The following is a 19,806-nucleotide window of genomic DNA, read 5'->3' on the forward strand; positions in this document are numbered from 1 at the left end:
GGTGTCTCCTGACGGGGCAAAGGCCGCGGGTGAGGCGCCTTAACGTCCATTCAGTTTATAGTCGCCGCCTTGACGCGGACCTAAGGAGGATGCCGATGAACGCGATCAACGAACTGCCCGCGGGGCGCCTCGATACGGAAATCGAGCGCGTGTTCGCACTCCAGCAGCAGCGCAAGCTCGAATTGCGCGACACCACCGCCGACCAGCGCCTGGAGAAGCTAGGCCGCCTGCGCGCCGCGGTGATGGCGCGCAAGGAGGACATCCTCGCCGCCGCCCACAGCGACATGCGAAAGCCGCGCGTGGATGCGCTGCTCGGCGAGATCATGCCGGTCACGCAGGCGATTGATCTGGCGCTGAAGCACCTGAAGCGCTGGATGCGCCCGCAGCGCGTCAAGACCCCGATCAACATGCTCGGCACGCGCGGCGAGATCCGCTACGAGCCCAAGGGCGCGGCGCTGATCATCGCGCCGTGGAACGTGCCGGTATTCCTGAGCTTCGTGCCGCTGGCGAGCGCCGTCGCCGCCGGCTGCGCGGCCATCATCAAGCCGTCCGAGATGACGCCCGCGCTCGGCGCGGTGATCCGCACCATCGTCGCCGAGGTGTTCGACGAGGCCGAGGTGGCGGTGTTCGAAGGCGGGCCGGAGGTCGCGCAGGCGCTGCTGCGCCAGCCCTTCGACCACATCTTCTACACGGGCAACCCGGAAATCGGGAAGGTGGTGATGCGCGCCGCCGCCGAGCACCTGGCGTCGGTCACGCTGGAGCTTGGCGGCAAGTCGCCGGTGATCATCGACGAGAGCGCGGATGTCGAGTCTGCCGCCGAGCGGCTGGTGTGGGGCAAGCTGCTGAACGGCGGCCAGGTGTGCGTGGCGCCGGACTACGTGCTGGTGCACGAGTCGCGCAAGGACGAGCTGCTGGGCGCGCTCGACCGCCAGTTCAAGGCGCACGCGAGCGGCGCGGGCGGCCAGTTGCCAGACCTGACGCGCATCGTGAACACGCGCCACCACGCCCGCGTGCAGGGCCTGCTGGACGACGCGCTGGCGCGCGGCGCACGGGTGGTGACCGGCGGCCAGTCGGACGCGGCGGAGCGCTACATCGCGCCGACCGTGCTGGCGGACGTGGCGCCCGATTCGAAGCTCATGCAGGAAGAAATCTTCGGCCCGCTGCTGCCGGTGCTGGGCTACCGCGACCTCAACCGCGCGCTCGAACTCATCAACGAGAAGCCGAAGCCGCTGGCGCTGTACGCCTTCAGCCGCATCAAGGCCAACGTCGAGCGCATCCTGCACGGCACGTCCGCCGGCGGGACCACCATCAACCACGTGATGCTGCACGGCCTGCATCCGAACCTGCCGTTCGGCGGCGTCAACAACAGCGGCATCGGCAAGTCGGGCGGCCTGTTCGGCTTTCAGGCGTTCTCGAATGAGCGCGCCGTGCTGCGCCAGACCAGCCGCATCAGCTTCACGCGCTGGATGATGCCGCCGTACTCGCCGCGGTTGACGCGCATGCTGGATCGCTTCGTGAAGTGATGTAGCTCGTTCCGGGGCAGGATGCCCCGGCGCGAACGCAAGGCTCCCGGGCCTTGGGTGCGCGCAGCGCATCGCGGGCGTGTACCGCGATGCAGCGAGCCGAAAAATTCCATGGACGGAATTTTTCGGCATTCAACCACTAACCCAAGGAGGGAGTCTCGACATGGACGTTGCACTGGAGCAGGGCCGCCCGCGCCTGAGCCCGCTGACCAAGATCGGCGCCCTGCCGGTCACCGCCGTGGCACTGCTGCCGTTTCTCGCCCACGCGCTGGGTGGCGGCGCGTGGCACTGGCTGCCCATCGCGTTGATCTTCGGCGTCGGGCCGTTCCTCGATCGACTGCTCGGCGAGGACAACCTGAACGTGCCGCCGCAGCTCGAAGCCCGCTACGAGAAGGCTCTGTATTACCGCCTGACGCTGTGGCTGTACCTGCCGGCGCAGATTGCGCTGGTACTGTTCAGCTACGACCAGATCATCAATACCGACATGGCGCTTAACGCCAAGATGGGTCTGGCGCTGTCGATGGCGGTCGGCGTCGGCTTCGGCGCCACGCTGGCGCACGAGCTGTGCCACCACCCGGCCCGCCTGGACCGCTTCATCGGCGTGCAGGTGCTTTGCCTGTGCGGCATGGCCAACTTCCACGTCTACCACAACTACGGGCATCACAACCTGGTGGCGACGCCGGAGGATCCGGGCTCCGCGCGATACGGCGAGAGCTTCTGGCAGTTCACGCTTCGCAACATCGGCCGCAAGCTGGTGCTGTCCTGGCAGATCGAGGCGCGTCGCCTGAAGACGCTCGGCAAACCCTGGCTGTCGCCCTACAACCTCATGATCTGGCTGACCCTGAACGAGCTGGCCTGGGTAGTCGGCCTCACCTGGTACTTCGGGCCGATCGCGCTCGGTCTGTTCGCGCTCCAATACGCGGCGCCGCGCTTTCTGCTGTCGGTGGGCGACTACCTCGAGCACTACGGCCTGTCCCGCCGCAAGTTGCCGAGCGGCGAGTATGAGGCGCCGCGCGCCATCCACTCCTGGGACGACAGCTACATGCTGAGCAACTTCCTGTTCACGGCGGTGGACCGGCACGCGGATCACCACGAGAACTCCGGGCGGCCGTTCCAGATCCTGCGCGTGCGGCCGGAGGCGCCGCGACTGCCGTACGGGTACCTCACGATGATCTTCGCCGCCTTCGTGCCGCCGGTATGGCGGCGGCTGGTGCACCCGGTGCTCGAAGCCTTTTACGACAAGGGCGAGGTGGTGCCGCACGCCGTGCCGGGCGCGCTGCCGCAGCGCTTCGTCGCGGGGGCGCACATCCACTGAACGACACACCGCGCCGCCGGCCAACCAATGGCCCGCGGCGCGGTGCCGGTCAATCAGCTACGGGACAGCGCCCGCAGCGCCTCGGCCAGGCGCGGATCGTGAGTGGCCGCGGCGACCGATTCGAGGTGCTCGCGCGAAGCGACGCTCAGTGGCTTCGGCGCCTGCGGCGGGGCCGTCTGGCGACCATCCGGCGCGGCCGCCACGTACACCTCGACCGTCGCGACCGGGCCTGCGGACAAGTCGGACAGATCGCGAGCCAGGCGCGGCGCGAGGTACCGCACCCGCGCCGCCCAGACGCTGCTGCTCATTCCTAGACGCAGGCAGCCTGAGTCGACCGCCGCACAGTGCACCGCCGCAGCGAGATCGGCCGGCAGACGCGCGCGCACCTCGGCGAGCACGGCGGCGTGGTGACGGCTCGCCGTCAGCAGCGGGGACAGCGAACCGCCCCCGGCCAGCAGCTTGTGAAGGTATTGCGCGGAACCCATAATGCCCAGCCCCGGTCCGGCCTCAAGGCATCGAGACCGCCCGGATTATAGTGTTCCGCGATGATCAGCCTGCACATCCACTGGCTTCGCAGCGGGAGCCAGCGCAGCTTCAGACTGCACGCACCTGCCCTGCTCACCCTCGGCGGCCTTGGCCTCGGAGCCCTGGTCGGCAGCTTTGCGCTCGGCGCGAGCATGCCGCTGCAGGAGGCCTTCAGCGACCGCGAAGCGGTGCGCAAGGAGCTGCGCGTGCAGCGCTCGGTGGTGGACCAGACCCGCGTAGCCGCCCAGACGCAGATGCAGGGCCTGATCGACCGCGTCGGTGAACTGCAAAGCCGCGTGCAGACGCTGGAGGCGGTCGGCCAGCGCGTCAGCAAGGCGGCCCGCCTCTTGCCCGACGCGGCGCCGGAAAATACCCCGACTCACGCCGAGCCGCGTCAACCCTTCGCGGTGCTCGACTTCGTGGCCGAGCTCGACGGCCTGTCGCGGCAGATCGACCGCCGCGCCGCTCAGTTCGCGGCGCTCGACCGGGTCATCGGCGCCGGCATCATCGAGCGCGGCCCGCTGCTGGCAACGCCGGTGCGGGGCGCGCAGTTGTCGTCGTCGTTCGGCGCCCGGAGCGATCCGTTCAGCGGTATTCGTGATTTCCATACCGGCATCGATTTTCGCGCCCCGCCCGGGGCACCGATCCGCGCAATAGCGGGCGGCAAGGTAGTCAGCAGCGGCTGGGAATCCGGCTACGGCAACGTGGTCGAGATCGACCACGGTGACGGCTTTCGCACCCGCTACGCCCACAATCAGGCCAATCTGGTCAAAGCAGGTCAGACAGTGAAACGCAGTCAACTCATCGCTCGCGTCGGCCGCACCGGCCACACCACGGGCTCGCACGTCCACGTGGAAGTGTTGCGCGACGGCCGGCTGGTCGATCCGGCCCGCTACCTGAACGCGCTGGCGGCCAGCGAGCCGCTGCGCACCGCCGCGCGCTGAGGCCGGCCATGCTGCAGGCACTCGTGCGCCGCATCGTCGGCAGTCGCAACCAGCGCGAGGTGAAGCGCTACTTCAAGGCCGTGGCGCGCGTGAACGCGCTCGCCGCACAGTTCGAGGCGCTCACCGACGCCGAACTGCGCGCCTGGACGGACACGCTCAAGCAGCGCCACGGCGCCGGCGAGACGCTGGACCAACTGCTGCCGGAGGCCTTCGCCGTGGTGCGCGAGGCGGCCGGGCGCGTGCTTGGCATGCGCCACTTCGACGTGCAGCTGGTCGGCGGCATGGTGCTGCACGAGGGCCGCATCGCCGAGATGCGCACCGGCGAGGGCAAGACGCTGGTCGCGACGCTGCCGGCGTACCTCAACGCCATCGCGGGCCGCGGCGTGCACGTGGTGACGGTCAACGACTACCTCGCCCGCCGTGACGGTGCCTGGATGGGCCGCGTCTACGAATTCCTGGGGCTGTCGACCGGCATCATCGTGTCGAACCTCGACCCCGCCGAGCGCAAGGCCGCCTACGCCGCCGACATCACCTACGGCACCAACAACGAGTTCGGCTTCGACTACCTGCGGGACAACATGGCCTTCACGGCCGACGACCGCGTGCAGCGCCGCCACTACGCGGTGGTGGACGAGGTCGACTCCATCCTCATCGACGAGGCGCGCACGCCGCTGATCATCTCCGGCCCGGCGCAGGGCGGCACGGAGCTGTACGCCAAGGTGAACGTGCTGGTGCCAAAACTCACGCGCCAGACCGAGCCCGACGGCCCCGGCGACTACCACGTCGACGAGAAGACCCGTCAGGTGGTGCTGACCGACGCCGGCCACGAGCACGCCGAGGAGCTGCTGACTGCGGCCGGCCTGCTGGACGAGGGCGAGAGCCTCTACGACGCGGCCAACATCACCCTGATGCATCACCTGAACGCCAGCCTGCGCGCGCACACGCTGTTCCAGCGCGACGTGCACTACGTGGTCAATCAGGGCGAGGTGATCATCGTCGACGAGTTCACCGGGCGCCTCATGCCCGGCCGGCGCTGGTCGGAGGGCCTGCACCAGGCGGTCGAGGCCAAGGAGCGTGTGGCCGTCAAGCAGGAAAACCAGACCCTCGCCACCATCACCTTCCAGAACTACTTTCGCCTCTACGACAAGCTGTCCGGCATGACCGGCACCGCCGACACCGAGGCCTTCGAGCTCGCACAAATCTACGGCCTGGAAGTCGTGGTGATCCCGACACACCGGCCGATGGTGCGCAAGGATCTTGGCGATCAGGTGTTCCTGACGGTCGACGAGAAGTACGACGCCGTGCTCGCCGACATCAAGGACGCCCACGAGCGCGGCCAGCCGGTGCTGGTGGGCACCGCGTCCATCGAGACTTCCGAGCTGGTGTCCGGGCGCCTGAAGAAGGCTGGCGTGCCGCACCAGGTGCTGAACGCCAAGTACCACGAGCAGGAGGCGCAGATCATCGCCCGCGCCGGCGAGATCGGCGCCGTCACCATCGCCACCAACATGGCCGGCCGCGGCACCGACATCGTGCTCGGCGGCAACCTCGAAGCGCGCCTGCACGGCGTGGAGGACGCCGCCGAGCGCGAGCGCATCCGCGCCGAATGGCAAACGCAACACGACCGGGTGGTCGAGCTGGGCGGCCTGCACGTGGTCGGCACCGAGCGCAACGAATCCCGCCGCGTCGACAACCAGCTGCGTGGCCGCTCCGGGCGCCAGGGCGATCCCGGCTCGTCGCGGTTTTATCTGTCGCTGCAGGACGACCTGATGCGCATCTTCGCGTCGGACCGGGTGTCCGGCTGGATGCAGAAACTGGGGCTTGAGCCCGGCGAGGCCATCGAGCACCGCTGGGTGACGCGCGCCATCGAGAATGCACAGAAGAAGGTCGAGGGCCGCAACTTCGACATCCGCAAGCAGCTGCTCGAATACGACGACATCGCCAACGAGCAGCGCAAGCTCATCTACCAGCAGCGCAACGAACTGTTGGAGGCCGACGACGTGGCCGACACCGTGCAGGCCATGGTGCGCGATGTGGCGGGGGCGCTCATCGACCGCTTCCTGCCGCCCGGCAGCGTCGAGGAGCAGTGGGATCTGAAGAGCCTCAAGGACACGCTGCACGACGAGTTCGGCAGCGCTGCCGAGCCGCAGGCGCTGGCCGCGGAACCAAACGTCGACGGCGATGCGCTGCGCGAGCGGCTGGTCGCCATCGTGCTGGACGAGCTTGCCCAAAAGCAGGCGCGCGTCGAGCCGGCCGTGATGCGGCACTTCGAGAAGGCCGTCATGCTGCAGGTGCTGGACAGCCACTGGAAGGACCATCTGGCCGCCATGGACCACCTGCGGCACAGCATTCACCTGCGCGGCTACGCGCAGAAGAACCCGAAGCAGGAGTACAAGCGCGAGGCCTTCGAGCTGTTCACGCAGATGCTGGAGCGCGTCAAGACCGACGTCGCGATGACGGTGCTGCGCGTGCAGGTGCGCGCCGAGGAGGACGTCGAGGCCGTGGACCGCCAGCGCCGCCCGGCCGGTGAGTACGACTACCAGCACGCGGACGCGAGCGCACTCGCCGGCGCCACGCAACCCGACGACGCCGACGTGGCGGTGGCCGACCGGCCGATGGCTACAGCCGCGCCCTTCGTGCGCGGCGAGCGCAAGGTCGGCCGCAACGAGCCCTGCCCGTGTGGCTCCGGACGTAAGTACAAGCAATGTCACGGGCAGTTGCAATGACGCCCGGCGCGCGCCGGGGACGCTGACATGGCGGTTCGTCTGAGTGCGCCCGGCCCGCTTGCGCCGATCGCCGGCGTGCGGCTCGCCAGTGTCGCCGCCGGCGTGCGCAAGCCCGGCCGCGACGACGTGGTGCTGCTGGAACTCGCGCCCGGCGGCCGCGCGGCGGCCGTATTCACGCAAAACGCCTTCTGCGCCGCGCCGGTCACGCTCGCCAGGCGCCATCTCGCCACCACCGCGCCGCGCTATCTGCTGATCAACAGCGGCAACGCCAACGCCGGCACCGGCGGGCCCGGCATGGCCGCCGCGCAGGCCTGCTGCGCGGAGCTGGCTCGCCTCGCCGGCTGCGAGCCGGATGCCGTGCTGCCATTCTCGACCGGCGTCATCGGCGAGCCGCTGCCGGTCGATCGCATCACCGCCGTGCTGCCGACCGCACTCGCCGGTCTCGATGCCCGCGGCTGGAACACCGCCGCCCGCGCCATCATGACCACCGACACCGTGGCCAAGGGCCACAGCGTCACCCGCGACACGCCGCACGGGCCGCTGACCGTCACCGGCATCGCCAAGGGCTCGGGCATGATCCACCCGAACATGGCGACCATGCTGGCCTACGTCGCCACCGACGCCGCGGTGTCGCAGACCGCGCTGCAACGCTGCCTGGAACGCGCCATGGGCGGCAGCTTCAACCGCATCACTGTGGATGGCGACACCTCCACCAACGACGCCTGCGTGCTGATCGCCACCGGCCAGGGCGCCGTCGCGGTGGATGATCTCGACAGCCCCGCGGGGGAGACGCTGCAAGCGGCCGTTGACGACGTGTGCCGCACACTCGCCCAGGCCATCGTGCGCGACGGCGAGGGCGCCACCAAGTTCATCACCGTGGCGGTCGAGGGCGGGCGCGACGAGGCCGAATGCGCAACAGTGGCCTACGCCATCGCCCGCTCGCCGCTGGTCAAGACCGCATTTTTCGCTAGCGACCCCAACTGGGGCCGCATCCTGGCCGCCGTCGGCTATGCCGGCCTCGACAACCTCGACCTCGACGCCGTGCACGTGCACCTGGGCGAGGTCTGCATCGTGCGCGGCGGCGCCCGCGCCGGCAACTACACCGAAGCACAGGGCCAGGCCGTGATGGCGCAGGAGGAAATCACCGTGCGCGTGGACCTCGGCCGCGGCACGGCACGCACCACCGTATGGACCTGCGACTTCTCCTACGACTACGTGCGCATCAACGCCGAGTACCGCACCTGAGCCACGCGCCATGAGCACCGAGCCGCTACATGTCGCCGTCGGCGTGCTGCGCCGGGCCGATGGCGACGTGCTGCTGAGTCAGCGTATGGCTGGCACCCACCTCGCCGGCTATTGGGAATTCCCAGGCGGCAAGCTTGAACCCGGCGAAACCCCGCAAGCCGCCCTCGCCCGCGAACTGCGCGAGGAACTCGGCATCGAGATCGTTGCCGCGGAGCCGCTCATCCGGCACCGTCACCACTACCCCGCCGGTGCAAACCACCCGGCCCGGCAAGTCGTGCTGCATACCTTTGAAATCACCGCCTGGAACGGCGAGCCACGCGGCGTGCAGGGCCAGGCGCTGCACTGGGCGCAGCCGGACACCATCGACCCCGGGAGCCTGCCGCCCGCCAACGGCCCGCTGCTGACCGCCGCGCGCCTGCCCGATCTTTACGCCATTTCCGCCGAGTACACTGGCGCCCCCGACGCCTACCTCGCGCACATCGACCACTGGGCCACGCGCGGCGTGCGCCTCGCCTGCCTGCGCAGCCCGGGGCTCGATTCCGCCGCCTACCGACACCTCGCTGAACACGCCCTGGCGCGAGCCCGCCAACACGGCATCGCGCTCTTGCTACACGGTGATGCGGCACTGGCCATGGAACTGGGCGCCGCCGGAGTGCACCTGCCGGGACGCGTGCTCGCAGCGACCACAAAGCGCCCGGTGCCGCAGTCCCTGTGGCTGGCCGCCTCATGCCACGATGCGTCGCAGCTTGAGAAGGCCGCGCACATAGGTTGCGACTTTGCCGTGCTGTCGCAGGTAGCCGTTACTGCCAGCCATCCGGGCCAGCCCCCCCTCGGTTGGCAGCGATTCAAGCACCTCGTCGACGCATCCGGCCTGCCGGTCTATGCGCTGGGCGGTGTCCGACAGGAAGACGCAACGATGTCGCGCTCAATGGGCGGGAGAGGCATCGCGGCCCAACGGTCGCTCTGGCGATGACCTGCAACCTGCACCGCAGATCGGTCCTCACCACTACGCACTCAATCGTCGTTGTGATCTTCACTCTAATGCACCGACCTTCAACAATGCACACTCCGGCATTCTTCCCGGGGACGCTCACCGCCGCTTCACCCAAGACGCTCCCGTGACACCTCCCACCAAAGAACCGTCTCACCGATCGCAGGTGCGTACGGTCCTGACCGTCGGGCTGCTCTCTGGCCTTGCAGGCAGCGCCATGCTTGCCCAAGACACCGTACTCGCCTACTACTTCGGCACCAGCAGTGCAGTCGACGCATATCAGCTGGCCGTCAGTGTCCCGTCGCTACTGGTCAACGTGCTCGCCGGCGGAACGCTCCTGGCGGTACTCGTCCCGGAACTTACACGGCTAACACACCATCAAGCCAACAACGAAGTGACGAACGTTATCCGATATGCGCGACGATCAGTTGGTGGCCTTCTCGCCGCAAGCGCACTCGCCTGGCCGGTACTCTACTCGTTACTTGAACAACGGTCGAACGTAGATCTCTCCGCACCCCACACGCTCACAATCCATCTTCTATGGCTGATAACACCGATACTCTTCTTTGTCGGCGTCACCGGTATCGAGACCGCCTACTTAAACAGCCAAAAACGCTTTTTTAACGCCTCAATATTCCCCGCCTTCGCGCCAATTGGCGCGATCCTATTCACCATCCTTTTTTCAAAGACTTTACATATCTACGCTACCGCAATTGGCACATTATGCGGAAGCATCTGCCTATGGCTACTAGGTCGGCATTTAACGCACCGATCACTCTTGCAACCTTACCGCGACCCGCAACCCGCCGCCAGCAAGAGCGTGAATAGGCACTACTTCTTGAACGTCATCTCATCAGCAACGCTGGCAGGGGTGATACTGACCGACATCCTTCTAGCATCCAGCAGGCCACAAGGCGAATTATCGACCTACAATTACGCCACACGCCCAGTGATTTTCGTAATCGCACTTCTAACTGTATCGATCGGCAACGTCATTCTACCCACCTTTTCCCGCCTCGCCACATCGGCCAACAAGAACGAGCTCATACATCACTTCCGCCGTTGGCTCTTGATAGCAGCTGCCATCTCGTTGCTCGTACTGGCGACTTGGGCGCCGAATTGCGCGACGGTCGTCTCCCTGCTGTACGAACGCGGCGCATTCCACAGCTCCGACGCTGAGAGCGTGACGGCAATACAAACTGTGTATTTATTCCAGCTTCCGTTTTACATGGCCGCTGTCATTGGAGTGCGCCTCCTGAATAGCCTACGCCATAACAGAACACTCGCCTTGATAAACCTGGCCGCTTTCTTCACCAATTTGGCTGTTGACAGCTGGCTGCTCCCATCCATGGGATTGAGAGGCATCGCACTAGGAACCGTCACCGCATTTGCGGTCTGGGCTATTATGGTCATCGGTTGCAGCTTGAGGGCTGCGCGCCACCCCCAACCCCAGCACACGATCGACACGTAGCAGGACACGTCGCATGACAGTAGAAAATCCGTCGTCGGGAGCGATCACAACCCAGTCATACTGGGAAAATGAGTGGGAGAATCAGGCGCTGCCCCTCCCTATCGACCCCCTGAGCAACCCGACAGAGCATCATTTTTACCGGCTGTTAGACAAACTATTTAGCGACCACCTCCCCGTAACAGAACAGCGCACAACCCGACTTTTAGAAATCGGGTGTGGGACGTCTCGCTGGTTGCCATACTTCAGCACGCGGTTTGGCCTCGAAGTCAGTGGCATCGACTACACTACTTCTGGCGTCAGGCGCGCACAGGCGATTCTTGACAATGCCAATGTCTGTGGCGACATACGACAGGGCGACCTCTTTGATCCTCCATCGGACTGGCTCGGTCACTTCGACATTGTTGTATCTTTCGGAGTGGTTGAACACTTCCGACATCCCGCAGATGTACTCACGGCTTGTGCGCGCTACCTGCGCCCCGGCGGCTCCATGTTTACCCTAGTGCCCACTATGCGGGGCCTGTATGGCTTGGCCTACCGGCTGCTAAGACCCGCAATCTATAGACTTCATGTGCCACATACAAAGACTTCGCTTGCAGCGGCCCACGCTAGCGCCGGTCTTAATGTCACGGAAAGCGGATACCTTTTGGGACTGCCAAGCATCATTACCCCTCCCATCCGAGCTAGTCGCGGGATTCGTCTCGCTTACCAAGCTTGCAACATCTATTCGCGCGTTGAACGTGCAGGCTGGGGCATACCCCCGAACCGGTTCACCTCGCCATATTCCTATTGCGTCGCAGTCCAATAATACATGGAATATTCCACGCCGCAGTGTGCAAGCAAGCATAGCACTATCTCGCGTATAGGCGGCACAGTCATCCGTCAATTCGCAAACCCCCAATTGGGCTTGTGGCTATTTTCTTTCGGCTTTGTGCTGTCCGTGAGCTCGCAGCTCAGACTACAGGCGATCCCCGTTGGCCCCGGCGAACTACTCTTGAGCACCTGGGCGCTCGTCACGCTATCTCAGAATCGAGCCTGGCCGTCTCGATTCAGCTTGGGCCTTGTGGCGCTTGTGGTCGCTGCTGCGGCCTTGTTGTCGATGGGCTTTTTCGGTTCTTCCTACCCAGCCAGCCAAACTCGGCCGTCACCGACGCATGATTCTCTCGCTTATTTGTTCTGTGCGTTGCTTGCTGTCAACTATGTCACGCTTCGTGAAACCGACGCCCGATTGCTGGTGGAGAAAATTCTGCATGCCTTTGTCGCCAGCACCGTGGCCGCGCTCGTTCTGGGATGGTTCCTTAGCGAGTGGACTGAGGTCAATGTACTCTACTATGGGGTCAGGTGGCAGCACCTGTCCAACAACCCAAATCAGTTTGCTCTGATTGCGCTCCCCTTGCCCTTCCTGGCCCTTCACTACCTGCATCAGCACCCCCTTGGATTGCGCGCGTTTCTGGTCTTCTTTGCAGCATTATTGGCTATGATTCTAGGCTGGAAAAGCCGGAGCGACGCGCTCGTGGCTGCGTGGCTTTTGGGAGGGTTTTTCGTTGGCGGAGCATTGTTATACGACGTCAAAATGACATACGGGCTCTTCCAATGGCGTCCGACTGGGCCTTGCCTCAGTGCGCCTTGTCGGTGGCTTAGTACGATTCTAGTGCTAACGTTGCTGTGCGGTTCGGGATGGTATTTTCGACCAACCATGTTGGGCGTCCTTGGCGCGTTGGCGCCTGTTCTTATTTCCCAGCCGCCCCTCCCGCCCGGCGAGACCGCCCCTCGAATTGGGAACGATTCTCCAGCGAACTCCAATGACGGAGTCGTTTCGGCGGTGGATCGCGCTCAGGTCAGTCGACGTGGCGCGCTTTGGCGGAACTCGGTTGCGGCTATCTTGCACGAGCCCGTCTTCGGGTTGGGCCCTGGGGCACACTCTGGCTTTAACGGTCCTTTTGAGGGCGAGGAAGCCCATAACACCTTTCTCGACTGGGGTACCCAGACAGGCATCGTCGGCCTGTCGCTATTACTGGCGTATTCTTCGTGGATTTTCTACACTGTCGTCCGGTGCAGAAACCCGTCTATTACCGGAATGCTCCTGGCAATTGGACTGTTCTCCATGTTCCATTTCACGTTACGGCAACCAATATTCTGGCTTTTGCCTCTGCTCGCTATCGATCTCGCCGCCCCGCGTCCCAATGAGAAGAAAACTTAGACTAGCTCGTGGGGTTTCTATGCGCGTCGCTCGACCCCTAATGGACCCGTTGCTGCGGCGTGCTGCGGATAATCTGCTGGCTCTCGTCATTTCTGTAGGAGTGTGCTACTCCCACGTTTCTCTTGCTGGCGTCGGGTCCCCCGCGCTCAAAGAGTTAATAAGCGGAGACCTCGTTTGGCTATATGACGATTTTCAGGTAATTGGCCCGGAGTCACTCGATGCAGACGAGTGCTCGAAACGTGTTCCGCCCCTTGCATTCAAGCCTCCGAATATCGAAGTCGCCTGCTATTCCTTCAGATATCAGGTCACGGACTTTTCACCTCACGCTCTTCTTTTGAGAAGCCAGGCGAAACGGATTGGCAACCGCCGCAAGCTTGTAGTTTACAATCACGGCCACGGTGGACTCCCGAATGATCACGAGCCGTATGCCCATCGTTTCCTGACAGAACTCCTCACGTATGGGGTAGATATTCTTCTGGTTAGTATGCCGTTTACTGGAATTGATGTCGCACACACGCCCGTAAAGATCAAAACGTGGGACGGATGGGCGACTTTAGACCCCGGATTGCTTGTAGAGAACCCGGCCATGCAGCACGGGGTTTTCGAGACGCTGGACACCGGAAGGTCTCATTACATTCGTATCTTCATTGATAGCGCTGTAATGAGCGTAGTAGCTCTTCGAAAGTCATACGATGATTTTTTCTACGTCGGCCTGTCCGGCGGCGCGACTGTCGGTCTTTATACGTGCAGTTTGCTGACTCGCCTCGTCGACGCGTGCTTTCTGATGAGTGGGGTAATGCCGCTTTCACACAGACTCACCGTCAATAACTTGGGTGACGCGGAGCAACACAGCAGCGGATTCCATAACAACGTGAGTACGCTTGGCCTCATTAAAGATATTCACGGGTCTTCGACTTCTCTTTTCCTTTCTTACAATAGCGACGACCCCTGCTGTTTCGACGGCGACTCCGCCCGCCGTCTCAAGGACGACCTTGATGAGCTTGGAATCTCGGAGATCCTCACAATACGCGAGTCCGCTCAGCACGACTATGACGCGGAACTGCTGGCCAACACCATCATCAGATGGCCCGGAAAGCCTAACCGTCAGTGAGTGGGTAAGGGGTTGGCAAGCGGCGATGGTCTCCTTATTACTTCAAGTAGAGAGGTGAGGGTGTTGTGTGTGGCTTTGCAGGATATTTTTCACGTGGGGGTGTGTACTCCCCGGACGCAATTCTGCAAGCTCTGGGCAACACCCTTCGGCACCGCGGGCCGGATGACAGCGGCAGTTGGTGGGACACCGCGGCCGGCATCGGGCTCGCCCATCGCCGGCTGTCCATTCTCGATCCGTCCCCAGCCGGTCACCAGCCGATGGTGTCGCCGTGCGGGCGTTTCGTCATTGCCTACAACGGCGAGATTTACAACCACGGCGACTTGCGCGCCGAGCTCGACGCGGGGGGCGCCGGCTTCGACTGGCGCGGGCATTCGGACACCGAAACCCTGCTCGCGGCGGTACGGCGCTGGGGGGTGGAGGGTGCGCTGCAGCGCCTGAACGGCATGTTCGCGTTCGCACTGTGGGATGCCGCCGAACGCGCGCTGTTCCTGGCGCGCGACCGCATGGGCGAGAAGCCGCTGTACTACGGGCACAGTGGCGGGACGTTCCTGTTCGGCTCGGAGCTGAAGGCGCTGACCCGGCACCCCGCCTGGCAGGGCGAGATCGACCGCGACGCGCTCGCGCTGTTCATGCGGCACAACTACGTGCCGGCACCGTGGAGCATCTACCGCGGCATCCACAAGCTGCTGCCGGCACATTTCGTCGCGGTGCGGGACAGTGGGCGCGAGGTCGGGGCACCGCAGCGCTATTGGGATCTACCGGCGCTTGCGGAGCGCGGCGTGCGCAGCGCCACGGGTACGCCGCAGGCGCTGACCGACGAACTCGACGCGCTTCTGCGGGACGTTATCGCAAGGCGCATGGTGGCGGATGTACCGCTCGGCGCATTTCTTTCCGGCGGCTTCGATTCAACCACCGTGGTCGCACTGATGCAGGCACAGTCGGCACGGGCGGTGCGCACGTTCACCGTCGGCTTCCACGAGCAAGGCTACGACGAGTCGCAGCACGCCAAGGCCGTGGCGCGCCATCTCGGCACCGACCACACCGAGCTGTACGTGACACCCGCCGAAGCGCTGGCGGTGATCCCGAAGCTGCCGACGATTTACGACGAGCCGTTTTCGGACTCGTCACAGATTCCGACCTTCCTGGTCAGCCAGCTCGCCCGGCGGCACGTGACGGTGGCGCTTTCCGGCGACGGTGGGGATGAGCTGTTCTGTGGCTATAACCGCTACGTAATGGGCCAACGGATATGGCAGAAGCTGCGTCTGCTGCCATTGCCGGCGAGGCGGGTCGTGGCCTTCTTGCTGCGCAACGCGCCGGGGCAGGCGCTCGACGCGCTACAGCGTGGTGTCTTACCCGCTCGGCTGCGCCTGCCGAATCTCGGGGACCGTCTACCAAAACTGGCCGAGGTGCTGGAACATCGCGACGGCGCGGCCTTCTATCGAACGTTGGTCTCACACTGGAAAGATCCGGAACGCCTGGTGCTCGACGCGCGTGAACCGCGGACCGTCCTGAGCGATCTTGATCGCCTCCCCGCGCTGCCCGGCCTTCGCGAGCGCATGATGCTGCTCGACATGCTCACCTACCTGCCGGACGACATCCTGACCAAGGTGGACCGCGCCAGCATGGCGGTGAGTCTCGAAGCGCGCGTGCCGTTGCTCGATCACCGCCTGGTGGAATTCGCGTGGCGGGTACCGACCGACCTCAAGTACCGCGGCGGACAAGGCAAATGGCTGCTGCGGCAGGTGCTGTATCGCTACGTGCCGCGGCAGCTCATGGAACGACCCAAGATGGGCTTTGGCGTGCCGATCGACGCCTGGCTGCGCGGCCCGCTGCGCGACTGGGGCGAGGCGCTGCTGGACGAAAAACGCCTGCGCGAGGAAGGATTTTTCGACCCGGCGCCCATCCGCCGCCTGTGGTCAGAGCACCAGGCCGGCACGCGGCGCTGGCATTACTACCTGTGGGACGTGCTCATGTTCCAGGCGTGGCGCGAACAGGCCAAGGCGGCGGGGTAGCATTGCGCGTACCGGTGACGCTGGCGATGGAAATTCCCCATGTGTTTGTCCACGGATCAGACTGCCCACGTCCGCGAGGTGGTCCGCCGGGAGGCGGGGCCGCGCGCGCGTTCGGCTCGCGGCTCGACGATACGCGCCGCGGCGGGGCGGGCCTCCCACAACTAGACCGAGCCCCACAGGTAGACCCAGCTTGACGCCGATTGGGGGGACACCGCGCGGACTTCCCTCTGAACTGCCGCAGATAGCCTCCCGCCCCCAAGACCTGACCTTCTCCAACATGCCCACTCCCCGCCGCCTGGCCCTGATTTCCAGCCAGGCCTTTTCGATTGGCAATTTCCGCGGCCCGCTGGTGCGCGATCTGGCGCAGGCCGGCGTGGAGGTGTTCGCGCTGGCGCCGGATTACGACGACCGGCAGCGTGACATCGTGCGAGCCTTGGGCGCTCAGCCGGTGGACATTTCGTTGGACCGCACCGGCATGAACCCGCTGCGCGATGGGTTCGACATGCTGCGCCTGGCCGCGGTGTTGCGCCGCCTGCGCGTGGACACGAGCTTCGCCTATTTCATCAAGCCGGTGATTTACGGCACGCTGGCCGCCTGGCTGGCGGGTGTGTCGCGACGTTTTGCCCTGATTCCCGGCCTCGGTTACGTGTTCACTCACTCGGGCGAGTACCTACCCTGGCGTCGGCGCCTGCTGCAAGCGGGCGTGAGCCGCCTTTACCGAACGGCACTGGCGCGCGCCGATCGGGTGGTGTTCCAGAACCCTGACGACGTGGAGGCGTTTGTCACCGCACGCTGGGTGGCGGCCAACAGGGCGATCTGTATCCGCGGCACGGGCGTCGACCTCGCCGAGTGGTCCCCGGCACCGCCGGTGCTGGAGCCGGTCACCTTCGTGCTGGCGGCGCGGTTGCTGCGCGAGAAGGGCATTGCCGAGTACGCCGAGGCCGCCCGGCGGGTAAAGGCCCGTCATCCGGCCGCGCGTTTCGTGCTGCTCGGCGACCTCGACCCGAACCCCGGCGGGTTCAGCCGGGCCGAGGTCGAGGCGTGGGTGGCGCAGGGCGTGCTGGAATGGCCGGGGCATGTGGACGTGCAGCCCTGGCTAGCCCGGGCGAGCGTGTACGTGCTGCCGTCCTACCGGGAGGGCGTGCCGCGCAGCACGCAGGAGGCGATGGCGATGGGCCGGCCGGTGATCACCACCGACGCACCCGGTTGCCGCGAGACCGTCATCGACGGCGGGAACGGCTTTCTGGTGCCGGTGCGCGACGTCGACGCGCTGGCCGAGCGGATGCTGCGGTTCATCGAGAATCCGGCGCTGATCGAAACCATGGGCCGGCGCAGCCGACAACTGGCCGAGGAGCGGTTCGACGTACGCCGGATCAACGCGCGGCTGCTGGAGGTCCTGGGTATCGCGCCCGCGCCGACACAGGCCAAGCCGAGCGGCACGGGGTGAGCGGCGTTTTCGCGGCGAGCGCGCCGCCTCCGCGGGGCTTTCTGCTGTGGGAGGCCCGTCCTCGGGCCAAATGCCTGGACTGGAGGATTCGCGGCGAGGGCGCCGCTCCCACATGCGCATCTCCCAGGAGCGCTGCTCCCACCAGCAGGCCGCGCGCTGGGCAGGCTGACCCATAATCCGACCAGGCCTTCTGGAGAAACGCACGATGGGATTGGCCAAGCGCGACCAGGCGCGCCACACCTACGCCGAGTACTGCGGCTGGCCGGACGACGGCCGCTGGGAACTGATCGACGGCGTCGCCTATGCCATGGCGCCCGCGCCGGCGCGGCGACACCAGGAAGTGCTGGGGGAACTGTTTCGCCAAGTGGCCAACGCGCTGGCCGGCCATCCCAGCCGCGCCTTCATCGCGCCGTTCGACGTGCGCCTGCCGCGTGCCGGCGAGGCGGACGACGCGGTCGACACCGTGGTGCAGCCGGACCTGTCGGTGGTGTGCGATCCGCGCAAGCTTGATGAGCGCGGCTGCCGCGGCGCGCCGGACTGGGTGGTGGAGGTGCTGTCGCCGGCCACCGCCGGGCACGACCACATCCTCAAGCGTGCCTTGTATGAACGCGCCGAGGTACGCGAGTACTGGCTGGTGCACCCGGTGGACCGCATCGTGACCGTCTATCGCCTGCATGACGGGCACTTTGGCGTGCCCGAAGTGCGCGAGTTCATGGGCCGCCAGGCGATCGACGCGCTGGCGCAGGTGGAGATCGACTGGGAGTCGATCGCCGCGCTGACGGCGGATTGAGGCTGCAAGGTGGTGTCGCGCGGATCGGCAGCGCCTGTGCTCGTCACGGGGGCGTCGGGCTTCGTCGGCCGTGCTTTGGTCGAGCGGCCCGCCGGAACCGGCGCCATTTTCAACCTGACCCGTAAATCCAGTTGACTTGACTTGGCCATGAACTCAAGCCCACGGCAATGGACGAAAGAGCGCCTTGATTTGAACGGTCAGAACGCAAACTTGCTTAACGCCGTGGCACCTGCGTGAAGCGCCTACTGGACTTTTGTGTAGCGGCCATCGTATTGGCGGTCCTATCTTTCCCGCTGATGGCTCTCGCGCTACTGGTACGCCATCGCCTTGGAAGCCCTGTCTTTTTTCGACAGACGCGCCCCGGCCTGCATGGCAAGCCCTTCCAGATGATCAAGTTCCGCACCATGCGCAACACCGTCGGCCCGGACGGCCAACCGCTACCCGACTCCGAGCGCATGACGCCGTTCGGCCGACTTCTGCGTTCGGCGAGCCTGGACGAGCTGCCCGAGCTGTGGAACGTGCTACGCGGCGACATGAGCCTGGTGGGCCCGCGTCCGCTGCTGATGGAGTACCTGCCGCTATACACGCCCGAGCAGGCGCGCCGTCACCAGGTGCGCCCGGGTATCACGGGATGGGCGCAGGTAAATGGCCGCAATGCCTTGAGCTGGGAAGACAAGTTCCGCCTGGATGTGTGGTACGTAGACCGCCAAAGCTTGTGGTTGGACCTGCGCATCCTGTGGCTGACCCTGCGCAAGGTGCTCGCGCGCGAAGGCATCAGCGCGAACGGAGAGGCCACCATGCCGCGGTTTACCGGCTCAGGCGGCGGGCCGCTAAGTCCAACGCCACGGGAACGGTAAGCATGATTCAAGCGGCCATTTTTGGCGCCAGCGGCTGTGGTCGTGGCGTTATGCCATTGGCGCGCGCGCAGTGGGCGGTGAGTGACATACCGCACGAGCTGGTATTTGTGGATGATCAGCCGCCGGCACCGCAAATCAACGGACATCCGGTGTCGACCTATGCGGAATGGCTGGCCCGACCGGCACAGGAGCGCTGGATTAGCGTGGCCATCGCCAACAGTATCGTGCGTGAGCAGTTGGTGCAGCGCTGCGCTGCGGATGGATTACGTTTCTTTGAGATACGCGCCGCCAACGTGGTGCAACTGGACGACGTCCAATTGGGCGAGGGGGCAATCTTGTGTCCGTTTGTGACGCTGACCAGCAACATTCGCATCGGCCGGCACTTCCAGGCAAACCTGTATAGCTATGTGGAGCACGACTGCGTGATTGGCGATTACGTGACCTTTGCTCCGGGCGTGAAGTGCAACGGCAACGTGATCATCGAGGACCACGCCTACATTGGAACGGGCGCGGTACTGAAGCAGGGCCGGCCCAGCGAGCCCCTCGTAATAGGCCGCGGCGCTGTGGTGGGCATGGGGGCGGTCGTCACCAGGAGTGTGCCGCCCGGCATGACCGTAGTGGGCAACCCGGCCCGGCCACTAGTGAAGTAGGGGAA

16 protein-coding genes are annotated in these 19,806 nt (G+C 65.2%); 15 read left to right on the top strand and 1 reads right to left on the bottom strand.

The features are described from left to right. Window positions 1–95: 95 nt before the first annotated feature. Together AB7F93_RS09170 and AB7F93_RS09175 are read left to right on the top strand one after the other, a co-directional pair. Entirely contained in the window at window positions 96–1,523 is a 1,428-nt protein-coding gene (locus AB7F93_RS09170; protein ID WP_428302598.1) for an aldehyde dehydrogenase family protein, read from the top strand. Window positions 1,524–1,686: 163 nt separating this feature from the next. After that, the gene (locus AB7F93_RS09175; RefSeq protein ID WP_428302599.1) at window positions 1,687–2,838 is read left to right on the top strand and encodes an alkane 1-monooxygenase; all 1,152 of its coding nucleotides are present in this window, start codon (window positions 1,687–1,689) and stop codon (window positions 2,836–2,838) included. Window positions 2,839–2,891: 53 nt separating this feature from the next. Here the strand turns inward: AB7F93_RS09175 and AB7F93_RS09180 are convergent, their stop codons facing one another. Further along, window positions 2,892–3,323 (bottom strand): DciA family protein, encoded by a 432-nt coding sequence (locus tag AB7F93_RS09180; RefSeq protein ID WP_428302600.1) that lies wholly within the window; start codon window positions 3,321–3,323, stop codon window positions 2,892–2,894. A gap of 60 nt (window positions 3,324–3,383) precedes the next feature. On the opposite strand from AB7F93_RS09180, the gene AB7F93_RS09185 reads away from it, so the two are divergent. The 13 genes from AB7F93_RS09185 to AB7F93_RS09245 all read left to right on the top strand — a co-directional run bounded on the left by AB7F93_RS09185 (window position 3,384) and on the right by AB7F93_RS09245 (window position 19,801). Next, the gene (locus AB7F93_RS09185; protein ID WP_428302601.1) at window positions 3,384–4,307 is read left to right on the top strand and encodes a M23 family metallopeptidase; all 924 of its coding nucleotides are present in this window, start codon (window positions 3,384–3,386) and stop codon (window positions 4,305–4,307) included. An 8-nt stretch (window positions 4,308–4,315) separates the two neighbouring features. Further along, window positions 4,316–7,030, top strand: a complete 2,715-nt coding sequence (secA, locus tag AB7F93_RS09190; protein WP_428302602.1) for a preprotein translocase subunit SecA — start codon at window positions 4,316–4,318, stop codon at window positions 7,028–7,030. A 27-nt stretch (window positions 7,031–7,057) separates the two neighbouring features. After that, window positions 7,058–8,275: a bifunctional glutamate N-acetyltransferase/amino-acid acetyltransferase ArgJ gene (gene argJ, locus AB7F93_RS09195; protein WP_428302603.1), complete on the top strand. Its 1,218-nt coding sequence runs from the start codon at window positions 7,058–7,060 to the stop codon at window positions 8,273–8,275. 10 nt (window positions 8,276–8,285) lie between these two features. Further along, window positions 8,286–9,248 (top strand): Nudix family hydrolase, encoded by a 963-nt coding sequence (locus AB7F93_RS09200; protein WP_428302604.1) that lies wholly within the window; start codon window positions 8,286–8,288, stop codon window positions 9,246–9,248. 184 nt (window positions 9,249–9,432) lie between these two features. Then, entirely contained in the window at window positions 9,433–10,737 is a 1,305-nt protein-coding gene (murJ, locus tag AB7F93_RS09205; protein WP_428302605.1) for a murein biosynthesis integral membrane protein MurJ, read from the top strand. Window positions 10,738–10,750: 13 nt separating this feature from the next. Then, window positions 10,751–11,542, top strand: coding sequence for a class I SAM-dependent methyltransferase (locus AB7F93_RS09210; RefSeq protein ID WP_428302606.1), 792 nt, complete (start codon window positions 10,751–10,753; stop codon window positions 11,540–11,542). A gap of 255 nt (window positions 11,543–11,797) precedes the next feature. Further along, on the top strand, window positions 11,798–12,934 hold the full coding sequence (locus AB7F93_RS09215; RefSeq protein ID WP_428302607.1) for an O-antigen ligase family protein: 1,137 nt from the start codon (window positions 11,798–11,800) through the stop codon (window positions 12,932–12,934). 40 nt (window positions 12,935–12,974) lie between these two features. Next, the gene (locus AB7F93_RS09220) at window positions 12,975–14,045 is read left to right on the top strand and encodes a hypothetical protein (RefSeq protein ID WP_428302608.1); all 1,071 of its coding nucleotides are present in this window, start codon (window positions 12,975–12,977) and stop codon (window positions 14,043–14,045) included. A gap of 65 nt (window positions 14,046–14,110) precedes the next feature. Then, window positions 14,111–16,057 carry an asparagine synthase (glutamine-hydrolyzing) gene (asnB, locus tag AB7F93_RS09225; protein ID WP_428302609.1) on the top strand — a complete coding sequence of 649 codons (1,947 nt, stop codon included), beginning with the start codon at window positions 14,111–14,113 and terminating at the stop codon, window positions 16,055–16,057. Between the two features lie 277 nt (window positions 16,058–16,334). Then, window positions 16,335–17,504: a glycosyltransferase family 4 protein gene (locus AB7F93_RS09230; protein WP_428302610.1), complete on the top strand. Its 1,170-nt coding sequence runs from the start codon at window positions 16,335–16,337 to the stop codon at window positions 17,502–17,504. A 205-nt stretch (window positions 17,505–17,709) separates the two neighbouring features. Beyond that, a complete protein-coding gene (locus tag AB7F93_RS09235) occupies window positions 17,710–18,294 on the top strand; it encodes a Uma2 family endonuclease (protein ID WP_428302611.1) in 585 nt (194 codons plus the stop codon). Window positions 18,295–18,527: 233 nt separating this feature from the next. Then, entirely contained in the window at window positions 18,528–19,151 is a 624-nt protein-coding gene (locus AB7F93_RS09240) for a sugar transferase (RefSeq protein ID WP_428302612.1), read from the top strand. A gap of 2 nt (window positions 19,152–19,153) precedes the next feature. Beyond that, window positions 19,154–19,801 carry an acetyltransferase gene (locus AB7F93_RS09245; protein ID WP_428302613.1) on the top strand — a complete coding sequence of 216 codons (648 nt, stop codon included), beginning with the start codon at window positions 19,154–19,156 and terminating at the stop codon, window positions 19,799–19,801. Window positions 19,802–19,806: the final 5 nt, after the last annotated feature.

This window comes from Immundisolibacter sp. (assembly GCF_050250495.1).
Taxonomy (GTDB): domain Bacteria; phylum Pseudomonadota; class Gammaproteobacteria; order Immundisolibacterales; family Immundisolibacteraceae; genus Immundisolibacter.

Coding starts and splice junctions, on each gene's coding strand:
- AB7F93_RS09230 (WP_428302610.1), top strand. CDS start 16,335: ATGCCCACTCCCCGCCGCCTGGCCCTGATTTCCAGCCAGGCCTTTTCG.
- AB7F93_RS09200 (WP_428302604.1), top strand. CDS start 8,286: ATGAGCACCGAGCCGCTACATGTCGCCGTCGGCGTGCTGCGCCGGGCC.
- AB7F93_RS09235 (WP_428302611.1), top strand. CDS start 17,710: ATGGGATTGGCCAAGCGCGACCAGGCGCGCCACACCTACGCCGAGTAC.
- AB7F93_RS09185 (WP_428302601.1), top strand. CDS start 3,384: ATGATCAGCCTGCACATCCACTGGCTTCGCAGCGGGAGCCAGCGCAGC.
- secA (WP_428302602.1), top strand. CDS start 4,316: ATGCTGCAGGCACTCGTGCGCCGCATCGTCGGCAGTCGCAACCAGCGC.
- AB7F93_RS09220 (WP_428302608.1), top strand. CDS start 12,975: ATGGACCCGTTGCTGCGGCGTGCTGCGGATAATCTGCTGGCTCTCGTC.
- AB7F93_RS09245 (WP_428302613.1), top strand. CDS start 19,154: ATGATTCAAGCGGCCATTTTTGGCGCCAGCGGCTGTGGTCGTGGCGTT.
- AB7F93_RS09175 (WP_428302599.1), top strand. CDS start 1,687: ATGGACGTTGCACTGGAGCAGGGCCGCCCGCGCCTGAGCCCGCTGACC.
- argJ (WP_428302603.1), top strand. CDS start 7,058: ATGGCGGTTCGTCTGAGTGCGCCCGGCCCGCTTGCGCCGATCGCCGGC.
- AB7F93_RS09210 (WP_428302606.1), top strand. CDS start 10,751: ATGACAGTAGAAAATCCGTCGTCGGGAGCGATCACAACCCAGTCATAC.
- AB7F93_RS09170 (WP_428302598.1), top strand. CDS start 96: ATGAACGCGATCAACGAACTGCCCGCGGGGCGCCTCGATACGGAAATC.
- AB7F93_RS09180 (WP_428302600.1), bottom strand. CDS start 3,323: ATGGGTTCCGCGCAATACCTTCACAAGCTGCTGGCCGGGGGCGGTTCG.